The 22,443-nt window shown below is 45.1% G+C and carries 19 protein-coding genes; 7 read left to right on the top strand and 12 right to left on the bottom strand.

Translation table 11 applies throughout. From position 1 onward, the window contains the following. Positions 1 to 104 precede the first annotated feature (104 nt). A complete protein-coding gene (locus ACSQ8O_RS16005; protein WP_436242512.1) occupies positions 105 to 1,211 on the top strand; it encodes a glycosyltransferase in 1,107 nt (368 codons plus the stop codon). A gap of 58 nt (positions 1,212 to 1,269) precedes the next feature. Here ACSQ8O_RS16005 and ACSQ8O_RS16000 read toward each other — a convergent pair whose 3' ends face one another. The 3 genes from ACSQ8O_RS16000 to ACSQ8O_RS15990 all read right to left on the bottom strand — a co-directional run bounded on the left by ACSQ8O_RS16000 (position 1,270) and on the right by ACSQ8O_RS15990 (position 4,078). Further along, on the bottom strand, positions 1,270 to 2,229 hold the full coding sequence (locus tag ACSQ8O_RS16000; RefSeq protein ID WP_436242511.1) for a glycosyltransferase family 4 protein: 960 nt from the start codon (positions 2,227 to 2,229) through the stop codon (positions 1,270 to 1,272). Between the two features lie 33 nt (positions 2,230 to 2,262). Then, a complete protein-coding gene (locus tag ACSQ8O_RS15995) occupies positions 2,263 to 3,102 on the bottom strand; it encodes a glycosyltransferase family 2 protein (RefSeq protein ID WP_436242510.1) in 840 nt (279 codons plus the stop codon). Between the two features lie 136 nt (positions 3,103 to 3,238). Beyond that, positions 3,239 to 4,078, bottom strand: coding sequence for a phytanoyl-CoA dioxygenase family protein (locus ACSQ8O_RS15990; protein WP_436242509.1), 840 nt, complete (start codon positions 4,076 to 4,078; stop codon positions 3,239 to 3,241). A gap of 128 nt (positions 4,079 to 4,206) precedes the next feature. Here ACSQ8O_RS15990 and ACSQ8O_RS15985 point away from each other — a divergent pair, with 128 nt between their 5' ends. From ACSQ8O_RS15985 to ACSQ8O_RS15975, 3 genes are all read left to right on the top strand, one after another. Then, positions 4,207 to 5,004 carry a helix-turn-helix domain-containing protein gene (locus tag ACSQ8O_RS15985; protein WP_436242508.1) on the top strand — a complete coding sequence of 266 codons (798 nt, stop codon included), beginning with the start codon at positions 4,207 to 4,209 and terminating at the stop codon, positions 5,002 to 5,004. 88 nt (positions 5,005 to 5,092) lie between these two features. After that, the gene (locus tag ACSQ8O_RS15980) at positions 5,093 to 6,244 is read left to right on the top strand and encodes an MFS transporter (RefSeq protein ID WP_436242507.1); all 1,152 of its coding nucleotides are present in this window, start codon (positions 5,093 to 5,095) and stop codon (positions 6,242 to 6,244) included. Positions 6,245 to 6,290: 46 nt separating this feature from the next. Further along, on the top strand, positions 6,291 to 7,172 hold the full coding sequence (locus ACSQ8O_RS15975; RefSeq protein ID WP_436242506.1) for an exonuclease domain-containing protein: 882 nt from the start codon (positions 6,291 to 6,293) through the stop codon (positions 7,170 to 7,172). Between the two features lie 194 nt (positions 7,173 to 7,366). On the opposite strand, the gene ACSQ8O_RS15970 is transcribed toward ACSQ8O_RS15975, so the two are convergent. From ACSQ8O_RS15970 to ACSQ8O_RS15945, 6 genes are all read right to left on the bottom strand, one after another. Then, positions 7,367 to 7,741 carry a hypothetical protein gene (locus tag ACSQ8O_RS15970; protein WP_436242505.1) on the bottom strand — a complete coding sequence of 125 codons (375 nt, stop codon included), beginning with the start codon at positions 7,739 to 7,741 and terminating at the stop codon, positions 7,367 to 7,369. A 78-nt stretch (positions 7,742 to 7,819) separates the two neighbouring features. Next, positions 7,820 to 8,662, bottom strand: a complete 843-nt coding sequence (locus ACSQ8O_RS15965; protein ID WP_236291226.1) for a carbohydrate ABC transporter permease — start codon at positions 8,660 to 8,662, stop codon at positions 7,820 to 7,822. Beyond that, positions 8,652 to 9,605: a carbohydrate ABC transporter permease gene (locus ACSQ8O_RS15960; RefSeq protein WP_436242504.1), complete on the bottom strand. Its 954-nt coding sequence runs from the start codon at positions 9,603 to 9,605 to the stop codon at positions 8,652 to 8,654. The genes ACSQ8O_RS15965 and ACSQ8O_RS15960 overlap by 11 nt, the downstream gene beginning before the upstream one ends. 70 nt (positions 9,606 to 9,675) lie before the next feature. After that, a complete protein-coding gene (locus tag ACSQ8O_RS15955) occupies positions 9,676 to 11,007 on the bottom strand; it encodes an ABC transporter substrate-binding protein (RefSeq protein WP_436242503.1) in 1,332 nt (443 codons plus the stop codon). 141 nt (positions 11,008 to 11,148) lie between these two features. Further along, a complete protein-coding gene (locus ACSQ8O_RS15950) occupies positions 11,149 to 11,889 on the bottom strand; it encodes a response regulator transcription factor (protein WP_436242502.1) in 741 nt (246 codons plus the stop codon). A gap of 4 nt (positions 11,890 to 11,893) precedes the next feature. After that, positions 11,894 to 13,591, bottom strand: coding sequence for a sensor histidine kinase (locus ACSQ8O_RS15945; protein ID WP_436242501.1), 1,698 nt, complete (start codon positions 13,589 to 13,591; stop codon positions 11,894 to 11,896). 197 nt (positions 13,592 to 13,788) lie between these two features. Here ACSQ8O_RS15945 and ACSQ8O_RS15940 point away from each other — a divergent pair, with 197 nt between their 5' ends. The 3 genes from ACSQ8O_RS15940 to ACSQ8O_RS15930 all read left to right on the top strand — a co-directional run bounded on the left by ACSQ8O_RS15940 (position 13,789) and on the right by ACSQ8O_RS15930 (position 20,020). Continuing rightward, entirely contained in the window at positions 13,789 to 15,345 is a 1,557-nt protein-coding gene (locus tag ACSQ8O_RS15940; protein WP_436242500.1) for a hypothetical protein, read from the top strand. Then, positions 15,342 to 18,305 carry a DEAD/DEAH box helicase gene (locus ACSQ8O_RS15935; protein ID WP_436242952.1) on the top strand — a complete coding sequence of 988 codons (2,964 nt, stop codon included), beginning with the start codon at positions 15,342 to 15,344 and terminating at the stop codon, positions 18,303 to 18,305. Before ACSQ8O_RS15940 ends, ACSQ8O_RS15935 begins: the two co-directional genes overlap by 4 nt. A gap of 260 nt (positions 18,306 to 18,565) precedes the next feature. Next, positions 18,566 to 20,020 carry a stalk domain-containing protein gene (locus tag ACSQ8O_RS15930; RefSeq protein ID WP_436242499.1) on the top strand — a complete coding sequence of 485 codons (1,455 nt, stop codon included), beginning with the start codon at positions 18,566 to 18,568 and terminating at the stop codon, positions 20,018 to 20,020. Positions 20,021 to 20,128: 108 nt separating this feature from the next. Here the strand turns inward: ACSQ8O_RS15930 and ACSQ8O_RS15925 are convergent, their stop codons facing one another. The 3 genes from ACSQ8O_RS15925 to ACSQ8O_RS15915 all read right to left on the bottom strand — a co-directional run bounded on the left by ACSQ8O_RS15925 (position 20,129) and on the right by ACSQ8O_RS15915 (position 22,429). Continuing rightward, a complete protein-coding gene (locus tag ACSQ8O_RS15925; protein ID WP_436242498.1) occupies positions 20,129 to 21,022 on the bottom strand; it encodes a glycosyltransferase family 2 protein in 894 nt (297 codons plus the stop codon). Between the two features lie 12 nt (positions 21,023 to 21,034). Next, on the bottom strand, positions 21,035 to 21,631 hold the full coding sequence (locus ACSQ8O_RS15920; RefSeq protein WP_436242497.1) for a hypothetical protein: 597 nt from the start codon (positions 21,629 to 21,631) through the stop codon (positions 21,035 to 21,037). Positions 21,632 to 21,853: 222 nt separating this feature from the next. Beyond that, positions 21,854 to 22,429 carry a glycosyltransferase family A protein gene (locus ACSQ8O_RS15915; protein WP_436242496.1) on the bottom strand — a complete coding sequence of 192 codons (576 nt, stop codon included), beginning with the start codon at positions 22,427 to 22,429 and terminating at the stop codon, positions 21,854 to 21,856. Between the last annotated feature and the right edge of the window lie 14 nt (positions 22,430 to 22,443).

Below are 22,443 nucleotides of genomic sequence, written 5' to 3'. Positions count from 1 at the left end.
TCATGATAAGGAGCTTACCCTTTATTCACATGCCGTGCCCTCTTATTGAAACTATGAATAGTTTAGAAAGACCACATTGGATTTTATCCTTGTATAGAAAGTGAGTGAAAACGTTGATTACCATTAGTCTTTGTCTTATCGTTAAAAATGAGGAGAAAACACTTCGACCTTGTTTATCTTCCGTTGCGAAAGCGGTTGACGAGATCATCATAGTAGATACCGGTTCTACCGACCAAACGAAATCGATAGCAAGCTCCTTTACGGATCACATCTATGATTTTAAATGGATAGATGATTTCTCGGCAGCACGTAACTTTGCTTTCCGGCGAGCCACGAAAGACTACATTCTATGGCTGGACGCGGATGATATTTTGAAAGAAGAAGATTGCAACAAGCTTATAAAGTTAAAAGCAGATCTGGAGCCTTCCGTCGATTCGGTCACGATGTTTTATAATTATGCCTTTGATGAATTTGGCACCCCGACTTTCAGATTTAAGCGAAATCGGTTGGTGAAACGGGAGAATCACTTCAAATGGATAGGCGCGATCCACGAATATTTAGAGGTTAGCGGCAATATTATGGACTCTGACATTACCGTTACACATTGTAGAATCCATACGAAGAGCGACAGGAATCTCAAAATATTCCAGAATAGACTACTGCGTGGAGAAACGTTCACGCCAAGGGATTTATATTATTTCGCGAATGAATTAAAAGATCATAACAAGTATGCAAAAGCAATTATTTATTACAATAAATTTCTGGCGAATGGAAAGGGCTGGGTGGAGGATGAAATCTCCTCCTGCAGTAATCTAGCGGATTGTTACCATCAGCTAGGCAACAGTGAAATGGAATTACAGTCCGTTTTCCGATCCTTTCAATATGACAGCCCGCGTGCTGAGTTCTGTTGTCGTCTAGGCTATTATTTTCTAACTCGGAAGCAATATGAACCAGCTGTGTTTTGGTACAAATTAGCTTCAGAACTGCAGGTCCCGACACACAATTTGGGATTCTCTAATCCTAAATTTTCAACTTGGCTGCCACATCTACAGCTCTGTGTCTGTTATGACCATCTAGGGCAACACGCAAATGCTTATAAGCACAATGAAATTGCCCGCACCTACAGACCCAAAGATCAGAATATCCTGCATAATAAAAAGTACCTTGAGTCCGTTCTGCATATTTCGGACAGCTCTGAAGCCGCAGAATGAGAAAGAAAACAGCGGCTGCGCCCTATGTACGAGGTGCAGCCGCTGTTTATCGTTTAATTCAACTTTCTTCCTCAATAATGCTTTGGTAAATCTCGAGATATTTATCGGTCATCCCACTTGTTGTAAAATGCTCGAGTACATATTCGCGAAGCTCATAAGGGTCGGGAAGCGTCTCATGGATCAATTTATTCGTCATCTCTTCGACAGAGCGGCATATCAATTGAGGAAACCCGCTCATTACTTCAGGAACAGATCCATTTGGCAAGGCCAAGACAGGAGTTCCACATGCCATAGCTTCCGTCATGACAAGCCCAAATGGCTCCTCAACCAGTGTCGGAAATAACATGCATCTAGCATGCTTCAATAAATCTTGTCGAGCTTGCCCTCCGACTTCACCGACATATTGAATAGATGGATTCGATAGGGTCTTGGAGAGAATCTCTTTATGGAAATAGTCATGATCATAGACGGGGCCAGCTATAATTAACTTTTGTCCCGCCCGCTCTGCCGCTTCTATCGCATGATGGACGCCTTTATAAGGAATAATTGCACCAATGAAAAGCAAATAATCACTTTTTTGATCAGAGAATTGAAATTCATCCGGGTTTAATCCGTTATAAACGACGTGGTCATGAGGGTTGCCGAACAAGTCCCGATGTCTTTTGCTTAAATAGACGGCATGTTTAACCGGATTGGTTAATGGATTATGAATCGTACAAACCGTAGGTACTGCGAGTTTCTTTTGGCCGACAACGGAAAGCTGTGTATGGTCATGAATGATATCAACACCTGGTGGCAAAGTTAGCTTGACAAAACCAGGAATTCGCCACATATCGTGCCCCTCGTGTAAATAAGGCATTAGCTTTCCTCGAATCCGACTTCCAAAGGGCGCATATAGAATGACTTCATGCCCCCGTTCAACAAGCTCCTCTGCCAGCGTATAAACAACTCGCTCTATGCCGCCGTATTTTACGGGTGGGACAGGAAGATAATCGGGACTTATCAGTGCAATCCTCATTCCTTTTCCTCCTACAAGATTCCCAATGAGATACTACTTCTTTTTAATAGGTATATAATGCCGTTCAATTCGGAAAGGCTTCTCTCTCTCTACAAGCTCTGAGGGATTGTATCCAAACTGATCCAGCTCTAAACCCGTTATGCCTAACGACCACTTTTTGGAAAAGCGTTCAGCATTCGAGTATGCGCTTGCTGAATAATTCGTTTTATTCGTTTGAAACGTACTTCCTCCATAGTGATGAACGTAAACGTCATTCGCAACCCACAGAATTTGACCGCTGACGCGGGCTCGCAAACAGAAATCATCATCTTCATAATTCCCTGGGAAAAACCTTTCGTCCAGCCCACCTATTTTGGTAATAAGATCTTTATGAAAAAGCATGCAATGCCCGATTAATTTATGCGGAAAGAAGCCTTGATCTTTATGCTGCAGCGACCAATGGGAGGCAAAAACCTCCATCTCTGCTGAGGACTTATAGGGGACATTGTAGACGAGCTGCGACCATGCGACATTATTAGAACGTGGCCCAACGATAGCGATATTTGGATTCTTCTGAAGGCATCCGAGTAAACGAATCAACCAACCTTCGGTAACAACGGTATCGTTATTCAGCAAACAAATGTATTCACCGTCTGCTTCTGCGATCCCTTGGTTGTTTCCAGCAGCAAACCCTTTATTTTCCTGATTACAAATGACCTTAGAAGAAGGAATTGTTTGTAAGTACTCCACGGTACCATCCGTCGATCCATTGTCTACAAACACAAATTGAATCTCTATGTTGTCATCGGCATGTCGTAAAATACTTTCTACGCATTCTTTCGTAAATTTCAATCCATTCCATGTCAGCATGACTATTGAAATAAGTGAAGGCATCCCATTTCCCCCTTTCAACTCGCCTCTTTTAAAATGACTATAATATAAGTATTCATTTGATTTTCATATGGTGCAGGCTCACTGAAACATGAAAAAAGTCCTCTTTCCTACGATCGGAAAGAGGACTCCATGTAATTTAGCATTCTGCACCGCTCATCTCATTTGTAAAAAATCGTTTATACTCTTTTGGCGTAAGTTTAATAGCTGATTCGCCTACATAATGGAACTGCAAAGCGCGACGTTTCTTCGTAGAGAGATTATACGGAGTACCGTGCTTGAGTAACCCGTGGAACAATAGGATACCTCCAGGTAATAGAGGCACAGCAACATCTCTTTCTACCTGTACATGGGCATCACATAACTGCCAATCTCGAATGGCATAATGTGGTGTTGCCCCATCGGCATGCGAACCAGGTATGACATGCATACAGCCATTATCAAGCGCTGCTTCATCTAGTGCGATCCACACACCAACCACGGGTTTCTCATACGCCAAATTCCCATAGGCCATATCTTGATGCCACGGCTTCTCCCCTCCACCATGCGGAGGTTTAAGCAATGCCATATCCTGAACAAGCCGCGGCGTTTCACCCAGAATATCTTGCACGATGGCAAGAATCGCAGGGTGCTCTGCAATCCCTCGCAAGCGTTCGTCCACCTTAACGAATTCGTGTACCTTCCTTACCGCTAGTTCCTTCTCTTCGTCCGTTTTCAATTCACTTTTCGGCTTTGAGAATTGGATGATTGCCCCTTTATTATCTTTAAAAATAAGCTCATACAAAGCTTCTTTCGAATTCTGAATATCTTCTTCATCTAATACATGTTCGACCGCCGCGAAGCCATTTCTCCAATAATCGGCGAGAGATGACTCATTCCAATTTTCCCCACCGTCAATTTTATCTGCAATACGGTCGTAACGGTAAAGCTTTGCCGAAATTTCTTCAGGTGATTGATCGGTTGGTTCAACTCTAGGCATAACGGTAATCCCTCCGTTTAAATAATTTAACGATTCATAGCTTTATTATATGAATAGAAAATAGTAAAATAAATGCATTCAAGCACATTACTATTTGCACTATTTTACATAAGGAGCAGTGATCTTGCATGTCAGTTTTCTCATCCCAGGCGTTAGAGCTCAATCGTTATTTCGGTAAGACCATTTGTGAAGTGAATTGGAAATGGAGCAGCCGCGAGAATGAACCTTTCCAAGACTTTGATTTCTGGTATGTATGGGATGGTGAAGGAGAGGTCACCTTAAATAGCAAACGTTACCATGTGAGTAGCGGCGATTGTTTCTTGTTTAAGCCAGGGGACTTGTCCAGTGCGAAGCATAATCCAGAACGTCCGCTTACCGTTACGTATATCCATTTCTCTGCAGAAGGGGATCATTCGTATCCGATGTCACTACCTTCTTTCGTACATTTCGATCCCGCTGAGTTCCACGAGAGCTATCTAGATCGTTTCGTTCAAGTACGACACACCGAATCGTATGGGCATGAAGAAGAAGCGAAAACGCTGCTCAAGCTCATACTTTTGCTTTTTGAACGTCAAGCACCTGACCATCAACCTCAGGGTGATCCGGCACGGCGCTCGATGAATCGAGTGATGATGGATATCGCGGCTCACATTCGGCAAGATCCTGGGCGGCAGCATAGCATTCAAGATTTAGCCAAAGAGGCGCATCTATCTCCACGTTATTTCTCTCTAAAATTCAAAGAAATCATGGGCCAGACGATTGAATCGTATCTCATTCAGTCCAGAATTGAACGTGCCTCCTATTTGCTCAAACTAGGGATGAATGTCAGTGAAGTCGCTGAAGCGCTGGGTTATCGAAGCATTTATTTTTTTAGCCGCCAATTCAAAAAAGTAACAGGAACGAACCCCTCTCAGCTTCGCTCTTGATAATTTTTTTTTGCAACTTTGGCTGAGCGTGATAAAATGTACATTCATGACAGCATCGCGCTAGTACATCAAGGAAGGTTAGGTCATCATGCATTCATCCAATTTATTACGCTCGTTTAACTTTTTGTATTTCGCATTACTTGCCCTCTTCGTCTCTTTTCTACCCGTCTATTTGGACGCACAGGGACTTTCTACATCACGAATTGGTCTCATCATCGGGACAGGTGGTTTCATCGCCATCTTTTCGCAGCCATTATGGGGCATGATCAGTGATCGAACGAAAACGATCAAAAAAATCATGTTACTTCTTCTCTTCTGTTCCACGATCATCGGGTACTTGCTGTACGATTCCAAGAGCTTTCTTGTACTGCTTCTATTTACTATGTTGCTTTACTTTTTCTTAATGCCGCTGGATCCATTGACAGAAAGCCTTAACTTCCAAACCGCGGAACGCCTTGGCACGAGCTATGGTTCCATCCGTACATTCGGTGCTGTCGGCTACGCAGTGATGTCGTTAATTGTTGGCTATGCAGCGCAGTACTTCGGCATTCATAGCTTGGCCTACCTGTTTGGCGGCATTGGTATATTGAGTTTGATCATATGCTTCGCGTTGCCTGATGCTCCTGTGACTGGGAAACCAATCTCCCTGCGCAGTCTGCGAAATTTTCTAAGTAATAAAGAAACCATTTGGTTCATGGTCTTAATCTTCATTTGTGCAGTCCCGCAGCGGATTAACGATACGTTTCTTGGTGTCTATATCCGCGAATTAGGCGGCAGCAATCATTTGGTCGGGATTGCCTTCTTCTTAGCAGCTGGGAGTGAAATTCTAGTATTCGCCTTAAGCTTCTGGTGGCTTCGAAAAGGTAGAGAATTAGCGCTTATTTCATTTGCTGCCTTCTTCTATTTCTTGCGCTTCTTGGTCAGCGCTTGGGTAACGGATCCGCATGTGCTTGTTGCGATTCAACTCCTCCAAACGTTCACGTTTCCTATTTTCTACTCAGCTGCGATTCAATACTTGTATCAGATTGTCCCTGAGGAGTGGCGTGCAACGGGACAGACCGTGCTAGCGATCATCTTCTTCGGGGTCTCGGGTATCGTCGCTTCTTATCTTGGCGGATGGTTCTATCAAGCCTTTGGTGTACACACATTATTTATCTGGGTGTCGGTCATGTCTTTCTCTGGATTCACATTAAGTCTGGTGCTGCGTGCGGTCTATCGTAAACAGAAGCTGGCAACCTAAGCTTTTTCTGCTAAAATGATAGGATAGGATGAAACGGGGGCACATCATGGATTACATTATATTAGATATCGAATTTAACGGCCGCAAGTTTGCCAGTGATTTACCTATGGAAGTAATTGAGATCGGCGCTGTTCGATTAGATGCTTCTCTTAATGAAGTAGATGAATTCTCAGCCTTGATTAAGCCTGTATATTTCTCTAAATTGAACGCCTTTATTAAGAAAAAAACGGGGATTCCCCAAGAAGATATTGATGAAGCGGCTGGTTTCCGCAAAGTGATTACCGACTTCTTGGCTTGGCTCGGACGGAGTGAAGAATTGTTGCTTGTCACTTGGGGTGGCGAAGATCTCAAGCGAATCGTGTTTGATACACGGATGCATAAGTTAGATGATGCGTATTGGATGGCCGCTCACTATTTCGACTTATTGAAGGGGTTCACCCGCTTCAAAAAAGTAACGAATGACGTCAGCGTCGAAGCCGCGCTTGTTGATTTGAACATCGTCGCTGAAGGAACGGCACACAGAGCGTTGGACGATGCGAAGATGACAGCGGAAGTTTTCCGCTCGATCTTCACCGAACTGGATTTTGACCGCAAGCAGCAGTACGTGGACATGTACACGAATGCCAAGGAACGCAGGCTGATCAAAACTGCCGTAAAAACCATCCACATGCAAAAGGTCGTTCCGACCTGGGAACTTTTCGTGGAGAAATACTTCGCGGATAAAATAGAAACAGCCGACGCTAAAAAAGTCACCGAAATGCAGACGCTTTTCGCCGCGGAAGTCGCGAAAGGCGTTCCAGTGGCGAAGCCCACGGGGACGGGGAATACGGCAACGACATCTGCGGGTAATAGCGCGGGAAATACGGTAGAGAACACGGCAGGAAATACAGCTAGAATTACAACAGAAGATACGGCGACATCAACTTAGAGCCCGTTCTGCAACTTTTCCAAATCTACGTTCACCTAAATAAGGGATCGTCGTTCCGCAAGTATGAGTCAACTGTTACTTTGGTGCTCATCTGCGGATCGGTGGTCCTTTTTACATAACGAAAAAGCCAACCCAACCGATACACCTTGCCGAAGCAAGTTATCGATTAGATTGGCTTCTTATCATACCAACGATCACAGCTGATCCACACCTAAACGGTTCGCATAGAAACCGGAGATCACATTATCAGTGGTCGGCTTGGAACCATTAGACTGTAAGGAAAGTAAAGTATCGGTTAGCTCCATAAACCACATCTCATCCTTGATGCCAAGAGCAATGTCAATCATACTCCGAATGCCATCTTCTGAATCAAGTCCGCTTATTGGGAGTGTCTTCACACTGGAAAGTTTCACTTCAATTTGATGTCCAATAATGTCATCTTGATCCGAAGCAATGACATGAACGAAGGCGACACCATGCTGCCAAGCGATCGCTCCCACATACCCATGAACCATTTCATCTTCACTTGTTGTTGCGACTACCCAATCACCAATTGCAACATTCAACATACGCCTCGCCACCTTCACTCGAAATGTTAATTCATACTGTAATTATAATGATTACAGTATGAATTGTCAAGTGATGTCCTACTTCAGGCCAGTCGTTGCAATCCCATCAATAAACTTCTTCTGTGCGAAGAAGAATACGAGTAAGAGTGGAACGGTAGCCATTACAGAGGCTGCCATTAACAAGTGCCAATCCGTACCTGCTGTATCGGTGAATAACTTCATCGCAATCGGTAGTGTAAACAATTTCGACGAGCTGATGTAAATTAACGGATCAAGGAAATCTTCCCAACTATTTAAGAAGGTGAAAATAGACAATGTCGCGAATGCCGGTGTTGCCATCGGCACCATGATCCGCCAGAAGGTCTGCCAAGGTGTACTGCCATCAATTTCAGCTGCTTCGTCCAAATCCTTCGGAATCGTAATGTAAAACTGACGAAGTAAGAACACGCCGAAGATTCCGCCTGCCCCAAGCATGGGAGGGATGATTAACGGGAAGTGATTATTCACTAACCCTAACTTAGAGAACCAGATAAAGTTCGGAATAATCGTAACCTCATTCGGGATCATCATCCCGCTTAGGAGAATGAGGAAGAACGTATTTTTGAATGGAAATTGAATCTTGGCAAATGCAAACCCGGCTAACGCACCGAAGATACACGTGCCAACGGTTACGAGAATCGCAATGTATAAACTGTTCGCATAGTGCGTTAAGAATTGCGGCTGTGTCGTAAATACCTGCGAATAGTTTGACCATACGATCGGATTCGGAATCCATTGTGGCGGGAACGAGAATATTTTCGTTTGATCCTTGAGCGATGTTGTCAACATCCATACAAAAGGCATCAAAATAACTGCAGAAACGATCGTTAGAAGAACATAAGTTAACGTATTGCCAAGCACGCGCATGGATTTATTGCTCATGATGCACCCACCTTTTTCTGAAACTCCACTGTAACATCGTAAGTACGAGTACTAAGAAGAAGAGGATAAACGCAACAGCAGATGCGTAGCCAAGATCATATGTTTTGAAGGCTAACTTATAGATGTAATACACAAGTACACTTGTACTATTCCCAGGTCCGCCATCGGTCATGACACTGATCTGCGAGAACACCTTCAGTGACCCGATTAAGGTAATAATTAACGTTAGGAATAACGATGGTGAAATCATTGGTAACGTAATTTTCGTGAACTGCTTCCACTTCGAGGCTCCGTCGATCGTTGCGGCTTCATAGTACATTTTCGGTACATCTTGTAGCGCCGCTAGAAAGATAACCATGTTCATACCTACTTTTTTCAATACGCTAACTAGAATCACTACGGGCATCACTAATTTCGTATTGTACATCCAAGCAGGTCCGGTTATGCCGAAGAAATGCAATATTTGATTCACCAGCCCGGCATCCGTTGCGAATACATATTTCCAGACGATCGCCCATACGATGATGGATGTCACAACTGGGGTAAAGATCGCGGTACGGAAGATGCCGACCCCGGGAAGTTTTGTCGATAATAGAAGAGCAAGTCCCAATGCTAGAATGAGATTAAGCGGGATAAGTCCGGCCGAGAAATATAACGTATTTTTCACAGATGTCCAGAAGAGCTCATCCTTCGTAATCACTTGCACATAGTTATCTACACCTACAACTTTCGTTGCATGTAGAAGTGAATAATCGGTAAAGCTAAGTCCGAAAGCACTAATAATGGGTCCAGCCATGAAAATCAAGAATCCAAGCATCATTGGTGCAATAAACAGATATCCATATATCGCATTTCTGCGTTTCGTTCGACTGAACGTATTTCTTTTCTTATTAACTGCGGTTGCTCCTGGCACCTCGAGGGTAGCCGTTCTATACGTTGCCATGGTGTTCGCTCCACTCCTTTGTGAGAAAATGGCCAAGCTATTTGACGGCTTGGCCATAGATTCCATCCGATTATTGCGCTAGAACCGCATTCACGTCTGTTTCCATCTTTTTCAAGATGTCAGGAACTGTACCTGCTTGTGTATAGATCGCATCGAAGTGCAGCTTCATCTTGTCATCAATTTTTTGGAAGTTAACGAATCCTTGACGTACGCGAGCAGCAGCCATTTGATCCAGTACCGCTGTTTTCATGCTTTCAGGAGATGGTCCTTGTTTCAAGAAGCCATCGGAGTTTAGAACCGATTTACGACTTGGTACGAAGAACTGGGATGTGATCGCCATGTTCTCTTTGTTACTCAAGTATTTAACGAATTCAATCGCTTCAGCTGTGTTCGCGTTGCCTTTAGGAACCATGTACGCTGCATAGCCAAGTGTTGTTCCTTGACCGCCCGCCGCCTTCGGCATAGGTGCGATATCCCACTCGAAATCCTTGATCGCTTTCGCTTTGCCCATGTAGCTTAACAGATCTTGTTGCATCCCGATTTTGCCGGATTCGAACGTCGTTTGGTCACCTGGCTTCGGATGTACCTTTGTTTTGAACATAGAATCACTGAAGAATTGCAGCGCTTGTTGACCTTGTGGTGTGTTCAAAGCTAATTTCTTACCATCTTTCGTGAAGAAATCAGAACCGTATGCCCATACCAATGTTTGTAGTGACTCGATCCAGCTTGGACCCCATCCACCTGGACGAATCAAGTTCATGCCATAGATGCCTTTATCCGGTTGCGCAATCGCTTGAGCCGCTTTATTCATTTCATCATACGTCCAGTTGCCATCTTTATAGAGCTCTGTCGGTGTTTTCAATCCTTTTTCTTTGAACAAGTTTTTGTTGTAGTACATCATGTTCGGCGGTGTAGAGAACGCTACCCCATATAATTTGTCTGCTTTGGTTACCAGCTCTAGTGTGGATGGAATGATATCGTTCGCATCGTAAGCCGTATCCGTTTTGATAGGTGAAAGATCTTCCATTTGTCCAGCTTCAAGGAATTGTGGAATCCCTCTTTCCAGCATCCAGATCACGTCTGGGGCTGTTTTGGAAGCAAGCATGACGGACATTTTTTGCAAATAATCTGCCGATGGAATGATCATAACTTCTACGTTGACGTTCGGCTTCAACTTTTTATAATTCGCAATCATGTCTTCATACATTTTCTTATGCGCGTCACTGCCCCAAATACTGAAAGTCAGCTTGACGTCCTTCGCTGGTGCTTTCGTTGCATCTGCTGCCTTGGAGCTAGCAGGAGCTGTTGAAGCTGTGGAAGTCGTTTCTTTGGTCGAGCTGCAGCCTGCAATAAAACTACTTACTAACAGTACGGAAGTCGTTAAGAGTAGAGCTTTCTTCATTGTGTTTAGTCCCCTTTTTCTTCATGTGGTTTGAAGCGCTTTCATACTCTTATTATAAGCCTTGCCTACTTTCAGGATAACGCCACAAAATCCATAAAAGGTTCAAAATAGCAAGGTAATCGCCTACCCAGATCAAACCCATTACTGTTCCCGAAACTCGGATGGCGTGCATCCGGTGTGCTGCTTAAACAACGAGGCGAAATATTTATGATTGGCAAAACCACACATCATCGCCACCTCAGCAACCTTCAATGTCGTTTCCTTCAACAGCTTCCTCGCCTTCTCCATACGCCGTTCTGTCACGTAATCAGACAAGTTCTGTCCTGTTTCCCGCTTAAACATTTCGGACAAATATTTGGGATGTAGATAAACGCGTTCTGCTAGAAACTGTAGGGAAATGTCCTGATTCAGATACTCATTCACAAGCTCTTTCACTCTACGAATTAAAAGCCGGTCCTTGTCATCATGGACGACCGTCGCCGTTGTAATCTGGTTGGGCTGCTTCGTTGCATTGATCTGCTCACTAATTTTCTGCAACACTTGGGCTAGCTCCACACGCTCAATAGGCTTTAATAAGTAATCACTTACCCCATAACGCAAAGCTTCTCGAGCGTAGGCAAACTCATCATACCCGCTAATCACGACAAATAGCAGACTTGGGTGCGACTCTTTCGCTCGCTTGATCAATTCGATCCCATTCATTTCACTCATGCGAATATCGGTAATTATGAGATCCACTTGATCCTGTGTTTTCAACCAATCCAACGCCTCACGGCCGTTACTTGCTTCGGTTACGCGCAGTTTCGAGGTAATCACATCTTCAATGATTTTCTTAAGACCTTGCCTGATTTTCTGTTCATCTTCAACTAACAAAATATTCATCTGACTATTCCTCCCACTGAAATGGTATACGAATACAGAAGGAGGTGCCTTCGGGACCCGTATGTGCAATTGACAAACCGTACGACTCGCCATATAAAATCACTAGACGTTGATGTATGTTGCGCAGGGCAAAGCCTTTCGACTTCTTATCGGAAAGCAAGCCTGATTGCTGACGTTCTGGTTCAATTAAGCGTTGTTCGACTAGCTTTCTGCGCTCTGGATTAATGCCCTTTCCGTTATCTGTGACATACACATAGAGATCCTGCCCTTCCGCTTTGGAGGTAATCTGAATCGTGATCGGCTCCTTGCCGAGACCATGTTCAATGGCATTTTCAACGAGAGGTTGCAGAATAAGCTTAGGGACCATCGCATACTCATGTGAGAAATCTACGAGGATTTCAGCGCTCAACTGATCTTCTAGACGGAAGCTTTGTATATTCAAATAGTTTTGGACAAACGCCAACTCATCCTTCAAATAGACGAATCTCTCCTGTTTATCCACCGTATACCGCAGTAGCTTCCCTAGACTCGTGATCACTTGAGATAGCTCGTTATTACGCTCTTTTACAGCGACCATATTAATAGATTCTAACGTATTATACAGGAAATGAGGATTAATCTGACTTTGCAGCGCATTCAACTCGGAATCTTTCTCCCGTAAGCGAAGTTCGTACATCTCTTTAATCATAATATCAAGACGAGAAACCATGCTGTTAAAGCCCTCTGTCAACAAACCGATCTCATCATTGGAATGAATTAAGGCTCGCTCTTGGAACTCACCGCTCTGAACGCGTCGCATTTTACGCTGCAGATGAAGGATTGGCTTGACTAGTCGATTCGAAGTGAACAAAGCCGCGATGAAGGCGAAGATGAGTGAAGCCGCTGAAATCCAAAGTGTGAAACTCGTGAGCTTGCGTGCATCTGTCAGCAGATCTCCCTTAGGAATTGTCCCAACAATTCGAAGTCCACCATAAGAAGTTGTTCTCAAGGAAGTAAGCGTATCCGAAGAACTGGTGCCGACTATGTCATCGTAGGACGGAATATTAGCTTCATCTGTAAACGGATATATAGGCTGCAAATTTTCATTGAAGACATACAATTTACTGTTTTTGGACACTTTGACCGAGGAAAGAATTTTCTCAAAGCCTTTACTCGTCAAATCGACCTTCACATAGCCGAGTTCGCGATTCGTCAGCGGATTTTTGATCAAACGGGCAAAAGAAAAAGCTTCCTTCGGCTTCTCGAGATAATAATTCCACTCCACAGGGGGCAGAATGACTAACCCGCCATCCTTCTGCTTTACTTGCTCCATCCAACCCGATGTACTCGAGTCCCAGTTGCTTTTGATCGTTTCAGTTAAATTACTGAACAATGTGCCATCCAAGCCAAATATGAACACACCTTCTAGTTCCGTCCGATCAATAATAATCGAAGAAATAAGTTGATTCATTTTGGATTGTTCTTCAATACCTTTGTAACTCCCAGCTTCATTGGCTACTTTATGTTTATCTAAAATTTGTAATAAGTTCGGGTCGTAGTACAGCGCAATTGTGATTCGCTCGACTTCTTTCACATATCGCTCTAGGTTAATGGACAATTGTTCGGCGATTTGATCGGAGTAAGCCTTAGCATCTCTTTCGACATTGGCGGAATACTTCTGATAGGTTAAATAGCCACTAAATAAGAATGGTAACGTTATCATTAGGCAAAATAAGATGAGAAATTTCGTCCGTAAGGACACGAACGGCGATTTATTTAACTTCACAAGCTTCCCCCGCTTCAAATGCGTGCTAGTATTGTAGGAAAGTATAAATTGTCCCTGTTAAATTTACAAGTTAGTTCTGACATTTTATAATAGAGACATGTGTTCTTATTGTACGAACCAAAAGGAGTTTATTCATGTCTTCTACACCTATTTTGAATGACGACCAATGGTCGAGATTACTCGAATATGTAGCCGAAACGTATAACGAAGTTACGCTAAGTCGAGGCTTTCATTTTTATAAACAGCAAATGGTAACATCTATGAATATTGCTACAGAGCTTAGGAAGGTTAACGCCGTCGTGGAAGAGTTTGGCGAGAAATGTCAGGTTGCGATTGACCTGAATCAATTGAAAGCCAGCTCTTGCACCTGCCCTGTTAAGACTTCCTGCAAACATGTGGCGGCAACCTTAATGGAACTGGCAGATCGCCAAGGCTATCCAGCCTCGCAAATCATGAATGCCAAGATGGCCTTGAAGCGCGTAGCTGCGCAATCTTCCAACGTGTCCAATTTGGAGCAACTTCCTGGGATGACTGTGGATGGTTGGCACAAGTTCATGGAGCACTACACCTTTCATCTCAAGCCCTCTTATGATCAATGGAACTACGTTGAATTACTGCGTGGGCAATTCGCGAATCTCAAGCGTACACCGATTCCGTTCTCTGAAACGGACCTGTTTTACTTCGAATTCCATCAGCGATTGTTTATTTTACGCAAAATCGTGGAACAGAACGCCCAAGCTGGTGTTACCTTTTTCACAGCTGCAACCGTCTATCATTTGAGCGATGAGCTGGATGAGTGGTTGAAAGAAACTGCCAAGCCGTTGAATGATGGGCATCATGAGGTGAGATTAACTCAGACTTCCGCTTATCTTCGCGCGCAAATGGCGATCGAATCGCCAAAGAAGCTGCATCACTTCAGGGTGTTTACGACGTTCTGGGCTTATCATGTCCCCGTCGAAGCAAGCCTGATCGCTTCAGAGATAACGGCTTTCGAAGAGATGGAAGCGGCAGATCTCTCCTTTTCCCTATGTGCAGGACGAGCGTATCTGTATCTTCGTCAAGGGAATTCACGTCTGGCCTGGGATACATTAGTATCACACGCAACATTCAAGGAAGCGCCAACGCTTCTGTTCGTACCGTTCCTTGACTACATGAAGGACGCGCAGGATTGGCAAGAAATGGTTCAATGGTTGCGAAGATTGAGTTCTTTCTATCAAGGAAAACGACATCTCGAAGTTGACGTCTACGTCTCCTACTGGAAGCTGGTCGTCGCTGAACTGCCTGAAGCCGAAGCTGACATGTGGCAATCGTTAGGAGAGCTTTTGCCAACCACGTACCGTATCATTGAAAACCTCTATTATGAGAAGCGCCAATGGAAGCCGTGGATTGAAATGCAAATTGCGCAGGGCTACGACCCTTTTACACATCGCGTAAATGTATTGCAGCCCATTGAGAAGGAGTCGCCTGAGCTACTACTACCTTATTATCATCAAGCAGTGGAGCACTATATCCGACTCAAAAATCGTCATGACTACAAATCGGCAGTACGGCTCCTGAAACGATTAGAAAAGGTATATAAAAAAATGAAGCAACCCGAAAGATGGGAAGCGTTCTTCACCCGATTCGTCAGTCGGTTCAGCAGGCTGCGCGCTTTGCAAGAAGAATTGAAGAAAGGGAAGCTGCTAGAATGAGCACCAAACTGCACGAAATGTCGTTATGCATGTCTCTAACAGATAGCGGAGATGCCTTGCTCTGGGGCTTCAAAGATGGCCGGGATGTCTCTGGCGACCACTTCCGTAAACTCTTATTCACATGGCATGAGCCTTCGCTCTATGGCACTTTATTAGAAACGCAGCAAGCTGGTGAGCTTGTCGTGACGATTCTCCCTGCTGAGCAGGTTCTTGCCTTCTTTGCCGAACCGAATTTCATGGATATTGTAAGCTGGGAAATGGGTACAGAATCTTCAAAGACGATGCTGATTCTTGCTCCACTTCTCTATGAAGCCGCTCAGAAAGGGTACTATATACCGAGCTATGAGGATTTCCGCAATGGTCAGTTAGTATGGACTTGGGATCGGAATGCGGATAAGCTGGCCGATATAGATTCACGAATGCTCGAGAGCATTGATGATCTTGGCGAGACTGGATTACGTGCTGCCTTTTCGGCTGCAGTTGTAGAGGCTCATTATGCGGATGCGACTGCTATGGCTGATTTACGTCGCGATTATCCAGCTTTATTTGCAATGAATCGGAAGACGAACACAGCGGACGATTCTCCCGCAGCTTTTACGGAAAATGAATGGCTCTCTACCATGGGTTGGCGACCAGACTTAGCACCTTTCCGCCCTGCTCTGCAGCTGCTTGAGCCTGATGAGCTTGAAGAAGACTGGCGGTTGCGACTCGTCTTGCAAGACAAGCACGACAGCACCCTGCTCACACCGATTCGACTGCATGTGGATGGTACAGCTTCAGGCCAATGGGCGTCGGAATGGACGCCACATGTGGTGGAGCGTGCCCCCGGCTGGGTAACACGCTTATTGGAAGCACTGCCACGTATGGCCGATGACGGGGAACTTCTCGCTCATCCGATAAGCGATGACTCGGCATGGACGTTCCTGACTAAGGATAGCCGCATTTTGCTCGAGGACGGCTGGAACGTTATGCTGCCTGCATGGTGGGAAGCCGCAGCGAAGCGGAAGCCTCGCCTGAGTGCCAAAGTCGCTGCAGAAGCAGGCAGCGGTGCCGGAGGCGGTGGCAAAAGTGAGTCCTTATTCGGCATGAACTCGCTCGTTAATTTCGATTGGCGGATCGCCATCGGTGACTCCGAATTAAGCGAAGCGGAATTCAACAGCCTGCTTACCCGCAACGAACGGCTAGTTCGTTTCCGAGGACAATGGATCTATCTGGATCCAGCTTTCTTAGAACAAATCCGCCGACTCATGGACAGTATCGACCCGGCTGAGGGTTTGTCGCTGCAAGATATTTTCCAGCTGCACCTCTTGAGTGAGTTAGAGCGAGATAAGGTGAAATCCTCCTCATGGGACGGCGATCATCTGGATGAGGTTGATCCAGAAGAAGAAGCTCGCTTACAACTTGAGGTTGAACTGAACGGACATCTGCTTAAGTTGGTTCGGCAGCTAGGACAGCCTTCTGATCTTGAGCTCATTCCCGTGCCGCAAGGGCTTCGCGCCGAGTTGCGTGGATATCAACACCAAGGGTTTACTTGGTTAACCTATCTGCGAAAGTTCGGCCTCGGTGCCTGCTTGGCAGATGATATGGGACTTGGTAAAACCGTCCAATTCATCACGTATCTCCTGCATCACAAGCCGGTTTCTGAGCAGCCAGCGCTGCTCATTTGTCCTACTTCTGTACTGGGTAACTGGCAGAAAGAGCTTGCGCGCTTCGCACCTGAACTGAATGTTATGCTGCACTATGGCAAAGGTCGTTTGGGCGGAGCCGCACTTGATGATGCATTGCAAGGAGTCGATATTGTCCTGACTTCCTACACGACAGCACTAATGGATCAAGAAACACTTCAGCCATACATGTGGAGCTCCCTCTGCTTGGATGAAGCTCAAAATATTAAAAATGCCCAAAACAAGCAATCTGCCGCCATCCGCTCATTAAACGCTGTTCATCGTATAGCTCTCACGGGTACGCCGATTGAGAATCGTTTATCAGAGCTGTGGTCCATCTATGATTTCCTGAATCCAGGTTATCTCGGGAACCAGCGCGGTTTCCAAGTCCGCTTTGCCAATCCGATCGAGAAACATCAGGATACCGAACGGACTGCGCAGCTTCAACAGTTGGTGAAACCTTTCATGCTGCGCCGCAAAAAGAAAGATCCAGCCATCCAGCTCGATTTGCCGGATAAGCTGGAAATGAAGGTCTACATTAACTTGACGGCCGAGCAAGGAGCGATGTATGAGCAGACCGTCAAAGATCTGATGGAGCGCATGAAGAAGCTCGAGGGCATGGAGCGCAAAGGTGCGATCCTTGGCGCTTTGACACAGCTGAAGCAGCTGTGTGATCATCCGATGCTGCTTACGAAGGAAGCGGAGCTGGCTGAGGAAATGGCTGCCAGCGAGGATAGCCGCGCTGAGTTGGTGTTGCGCTCGGCGAAGCTAGAGCGGCTTGTTGCGATGGTCGATGAGCTCCGCGATGAGGGCGATTCGTGCTTGATCTTCACGCAGTATGTGGGCATGGGCCGCATGCTGGCGAGTGTGCTCTCCGCGCAGCGCGGAGAGCCGGTGTTCTACCTCAACGGGAGCACGCCGAAGCAGGAGCGCGACCGCATGATTGAACGGTTCCAAGCCGCAGACGGCGAGGGACCGAGTATTTTCGTGCTGTCGCTGAAAGCCGGCGGCGTCGGGTTGAACTTGACCGCGGCGAACCACGTGTTCCACTTCGACCGTTGGTGGAATCCCGCGGTCGAGAATCAAGCGACCGACCGCGCGTATCGCATGGGCCAAACACGAAACGTGCAGGTCCACAAGTTCATCTCGCTCGGCACACTGGAAGAGCGGATCGATGAGATGCTCGAGAGCAAAATGAGCCTCAGCGACAACGTCATCTCCTCCTCTGAAGGCTGGATTACCGAGCTTTCGAATGATGAGCTGCAGGATTTGTTTACGCTGCGCAAATCTTGGTAATTGGAAGCTGCCTCAAAGCAGTGAAGCACATCTTAAAGCTGAAATAGGCCTTAACGGCACTCGCTCTAGCACGCGAACGGACAATAGCGCCCCAAAAGGGCGCTATTTCTTTTGGTTTGCTGCCTTTGCGGCGGCAGCCCCCTCTCGTGACTTAGTTCCACCTGCGTCTAAAACACTACAACTCATCCGAATGTTATAATCGACAGTATATATTCCATCAAATTTCGACATCAACTTTTCACTAAAGGAGACCCTACCATATGTTTCATTTGAAACTTGTTATACCTGCCACTACTCTGCTCCTAACGGCAGCGCTTCTCTCGGGCGGTGCGTCAGCATCCGCTGCTTACTCCCCATCCGTTAACACGTCAACGAAACTCGTGTATGCTTCCGGCAAAAACTTCACAGTTAAAACCGTCACGGTTGACCTCACCGATCCAACGCTTGAGCTCGTTCCTGCCTTAGCCGATGGTGGTATCGGACACGACGACGCCATGCAATCTATTGTGGAGCGAGAGAACGGTGTTGCAGCGATTAATGGGACATTTTTCAACGCCTACGAGTCTGACCCTTATATTCGCTACCCCAACGGGACGCTTCTGAAGTCTGGTGAGCCGATGCATTCTGGGGAAAATCAGACGCTTTTTCTAAACAAAGATAAGGTGCCTGACATACAGTTCGTCAATCTCGACATTGCCATTCGCACTAGCGAGGGCGGCGGTACCTACACCATTAATCCATGGGGTATTAACAAATATTACGGAGACACGAGCACCGACCAGATAGTTTGGTACACGTCGGATTTTGGCCGATGGATCGGCTTCCCCAATGGCACCAAAGTGGTGATCAGCGATGGACTGGTCACACGGATTACGCAGGATTCCGTTTCTGTTCCGGAAGGTGGTTATGTTTTATTCGTCGGCAACAGCGCCAACAATAAGCAGAATGTACTGACCAAACTGGACGTAGGTGACAGAATCACGAAGGATATTCTTGCAAAAGGTGAAGGCGGGAGCAATCTCGACGCTAAAACTTGGCTGTCCGCGATCGGTGTAGGTCCGAAGCTCGTAACGAACGGCTACTCGGATATCAACGTGAGTAGAGATGGCTTTACGGATCCGAAAGTCACACAATCTTCCGCGGCTAGAAGTTTTGTTGGGATCGACGGCTCTAATCGTCTAGTCATGGGCACCGTACCAAGTGCTACCTTATCAGAGCTTGCTGCGATTTCAATTGCACTTGGATTAAAAGAAGTGATGAATATGGATGGCGGTTCCAGCTCCGGCCTTTATGCAAATGGTACTATGATGACTTATCCTGGACGGAAACTTAGTAATGTACTTGTCGTCCGCAAACTGGATAAACCTAAAGTACAAATTGATATTAACGGACAATATATCTCGGATTTTACCGGTTTCATCGATAAAGAAACAACTGTTGTACCTATTCGTCCTTTTATCACAGCAATGAATGCCAAATTTACCTGGGATGCGTCAACACGAACAGCCACAATTACGAATGCTGGTGTTACGTTGAAGCTGCAGGATGGAAGTTCTATCGCTACTGTGAACGGCAAATCCGTTTCTGTCCCTGTTCCCTTGCAAATCATGGGCGACAGCCGGATGTATGTCCCGCTTCGCCTCGTTGCCGAGTCGCTCAAAAGCACAGTCGACTGGAACAGCAAGCTGTATCGCGCATCGGTGCGTTTGCCATAATTTCATACTATAGTTACAAAAAAGCAGGTAGTTCAAACATGAGAAAATGTTTGAACTACCTGTTTTTTATTATGTGGTGATCTGGTTCTAATCGGTATTTGAACTTCCTCACAGATTGGAGATGATGGCTTCGATCTTTTTCTGCTGTTCGTTGATTTTCGGAACATATTCCGAAAAAGACGGTAACATTTTATCTTCAGCAAGCCTATTCAGTTGTAACTCAAGCGCAGCCTTGTACCGGTACGAGTCCTGTAAGAAACCTGCCTCTCTTGCACCTATCGTCAATTCACTCCAATCTGCAAATGAAGATATGCCGAGAGTGCTTTGATTTTGACCGAAATGAATGCGGAAATAACTGAGGGGCTCAGGTAAATAGACGGCGTTGCCCCGAACAAGAAGCGAGAGCCATGTCGCCAAATCATTGAGGGTTGTAAACTGTCTGCCGGAAAGAATGCCGAACGGTTCTTTTAAATCTTTTTTTCGAAAAAGGACAGTAGTCGGCTCTCCGATCACATTATGTCCGTCACTCAAAATGTCATTGCCAAAATCAATTCCGTTCAACACCGTCGTCTCATTGTACAATCTTCGTGATGCATATACAGCAGATCTTTCGTTCCCGGATCCATCGATCAATTGGCGGTAAGAAGTAACTAGCGCGACATCCGGTATCTCTTGATAGCATGCCATCATTCGTTCAATTTTCTCAGGGTGAAACAAATCATCATCCATTAAATAGTTCACATATTCACCAGAGGATAGTTCATAACACTTGTTCCAATTTTTCACAAATAGCACCGTGTCATTTTTAACATACTTGATATGCGGGTATTGTGCCAGATAAGGCTGCATCATAACCCATACGCCCATGTCCGTGCTATCATCACAAATGATAATTTCAATATTTGGATAGGTTTGATGAATGGCACTTTCTAGAGCTAACCTCAAATAATGAGGCCGGTTATAAGCTGGGATCAGAATGCTGACAAGCGGCTTACTTTCCATGTCATTCCTCCATCACTGATTAAATCTGATTTTATGATCCATTTGTTTCGATAACATGCTCATAAATGTAAATGATTCTCCTTTAATCGGATGAATCCAATAATAATGAGGAGCTATTTTCGCCACCTTCATTTCATCGAAAGAAATAGGTTTTACAGTTCGTACGTATTGTAGGCTTTCATCATAATTCCAAGGATACTCCCCGCACTTTCCTCCATATTTCATAGCGAGGGTTGCATAGAGCATTTCTTCCATTGCAAAGGTATCGGTTGCAGCCAACAATTGCTCTAGTTGATTAAAATCGGTTTTATCCAGTATTTTCCTAACTATGGAACGGCGATAAACTTGTGCGGGATTAAAATAGCGAACAAAGTAGTTTGTCTGGAAGAACGGCTGCCAGCGATGCCATTCGTTCCACAGTGTAACCCCCGGATAAAATTGCGGATTATCATGTACGGAATGTTGTATTTGCATATGAGCTCCCATACAGTCATAGCCTTCCATTACCTCTTCGATAAACGACTCAAAACCGTGCTTGATAAAAAGCACGTCAGAGTCCAGGTTAATGAAGTAATCGTATTCAATGTTCGTTTCTTCCAGCCAATTCATAACATCATATAGAAATCTACCTAATTTTCCGTATTGTAAGGGTCTGCTGTACGGACAAATGGGAATGCCTTGGCAACTGCCGAAGTCCTTATTTGGCCCTCCGTTGTATAAGACAATCCTGGCATTTGGAATGTAATGTCGAATATTTTTTATTTGCTCCGTTAGTACTCTTTCGTCCTCATGTGCCAATATTGTAAAACAAATCATATAGGATCACATCTTTCAAGATAGATTGAACCAGCTAGATGGTTTGGTAAGATCGCAATCATAATGGTATAAAACAGCTGGAATTCTTATTTGTTTCACAATATCCTCCGATACTCTTCCGCCCCATTCATCATCTTCGCCGCCACTTATATCCTTAAATTTATGACTAGATGCAATTCTTTTGGCATAACACATAAGGTGATTAGGCCTTCTATAGTAGAAAAATTGATCTTGGCCGTTTGAATACTCATTGCCATACTTGCACAGCTTGATAAACTGTCCGTTGAAATACACGGCTACGTCAAAAACGATGCAATCCGCGTCTGGCGTCGATTCGATTTGCGTCAACAAAGTGCTCACATAATCGGGTACCAGACGATCGTCATCATCTACAAAAACGATATATTCGCCCTTTGCTTGTTTGAGCAGCAAATTTCGTTTTGCACCTATGGTGCTTTTTTTATTGTCCATTAATACGAGGATTTCTACAGGCTTACCTTGCGTTTGTTGAGATAACTCTTGGATCATTCGCGATAAAAAATCCATACGTTCGGGTACGGAGGGAATCAGGACGGATAAGGTAATATTCATTTCACTTGTCACAC

It is taken from the genome of Paenibacillus sp. LjRoot56 (assembly GCF_964253335.1).
Lineage (GTDB): Bacteria > Bacillota > Bacilli > Paenibacillales > NBRC-103111 > Paenibacillus_E > Paenibacillus_E allorhizoplanae.
Note: the sequence above shows the minus strand (reverse complement) of the source record. Positions and strands in the feature narration are given on the sequence as shown.

Excerpts from the sequence above, each read along its gene's own strand:
- ACSQ8O_RS16000 (WP_436242511.1), bottom strand. The coding sequence starts at position 2,229 with ATGAGGATTGCACTGATAAGTCCCGATTATCTTCCTGTCCCACCCGTA.
- ACSQ8O_RS15995 (WP_436242510.1), bottom strand. The coding sequence starts at position 3,102 with ATGCCTTCACTTATTTCAATAGTCATGCTGACATGGAATGGATTGAAA.
- ACSQ8O_RS15990 (WP_436242509.1), bottom strand. The coding sequence starts at position 4,078 with ATGCCTAGAGTTGAACCAACCGATCAATCACCTGAAGAAATTTCGGCA.
- ACSQ8O_RS15985 (WP_436242508.1), top strand. The coding sequence starts at position 4,207 with ATGTCAGTTTTCTCATCCCAGGCGTTAGAGCTCAATCGTTATTTCGGT.
- ACSQ8O_RS15980 (WP_436242507.1), top strand. The coding sequence starts at position 5,093 with ATGCATTCATCCAATTTATTACGCTCGTTTAACTTTTTGTATTTCGCA.
- ACSQ8O_RS15975 (WP_436242506.1), top strand. The coding sequence starts at position 6,291 with ATGGATTACATTATATTAGATATCGAATTTAACGGCCGCAAGTTTGCC.
- ACSQ8O_RS15970 (WP_436242505.1), bottom strand. The coding sequence starts at position 7,741 with ATGTTGAATGTTGCAATTGGTGATTGGGTAGTCGCAACAACAAGTGAA.
- ACSQ8O_RS15965 (WP_236291226.1), bottom strand. The coding sequence starts at position 8,662 with ATGAGCAATAAATCCATGCGCGTGCTTGGCAATACGTTAACTTATGTT.
- ACSQ8O_RS15960 (WP_436242504.1), bottom strand. The coding sequence starts at position 9,605 with ATGGCAACGTATAGAACGGCTACCCTCGAGGTGCCAGGAGCAACCGCA.
- ACSQ8O_RS15955 (WP_436242503.1), bottom strand. The coding sequence starts at position 11,007 with ATGAAGAAAGCTCTACTCTTAACGACTTCCGTACTGTTAGTAAGTAGT.
- ACSQ8O_RS15950 (WP_436242502.1), bottom strand. The coding sequence starts at position 11,889 with ATGAATATTTTGTTAGTTGAAGATGAACAGAAAATCAGGCAAGGTCTT.
- ACSQ8O_RS15945 (WP_436242501.1), bottom strand. The coding sequence starts at position 13,591 with ATGATAACGTTACCATTCTTATTTAGTGGCTATTTAACCTATCAGAAG.
- ACSQ8O_RS15940 (WP_436242500.1), top strand. The coding sequence starts at position 13,789 with ATGTCTTCTACACCTATTTTGAATGACGACCAATGGTCGAGATTACTC.
- ACSQ8O_RS15935 (WP_436242952.1), top strand. The coding sequence starts at position 15,342 with ATGAGCACCAAACTGCACGAAATGTCGTTATGCATGTCTCTAACAGAT.
- ACSQ8O_RS15930 (WP_436242499.1), top strand. The coding sequence starts at position 18,566 with ATGTTTCATTTGAAACTTGTTATACCTGCCACTACTCTGCTCCTAACG.
- ACSQ8O_RS15925 (WP_436242498.1), bottom strand. The coding sequence starts at position 21,022 with ATGGAAAGTAAGCCGCTTGTCAGCATTCTGATCCCAGCTTATAACCGG.
- ACSQ8O_RS15920 (WP_436242497.1), bottom strand. The coding sequence starts at position 21,631 with ATGAATTGGCTGGAAGAAACGAACATTGAATACGATTACTTCATTAAC.
- ACSQ8O_RS15915 (WP_436242496.1), bottom strand. The coding sequence starts at position 22,429 with ATGAATATTACCTTATCCGTCCTGATTCCCTCCGTACCCGAACGTATG.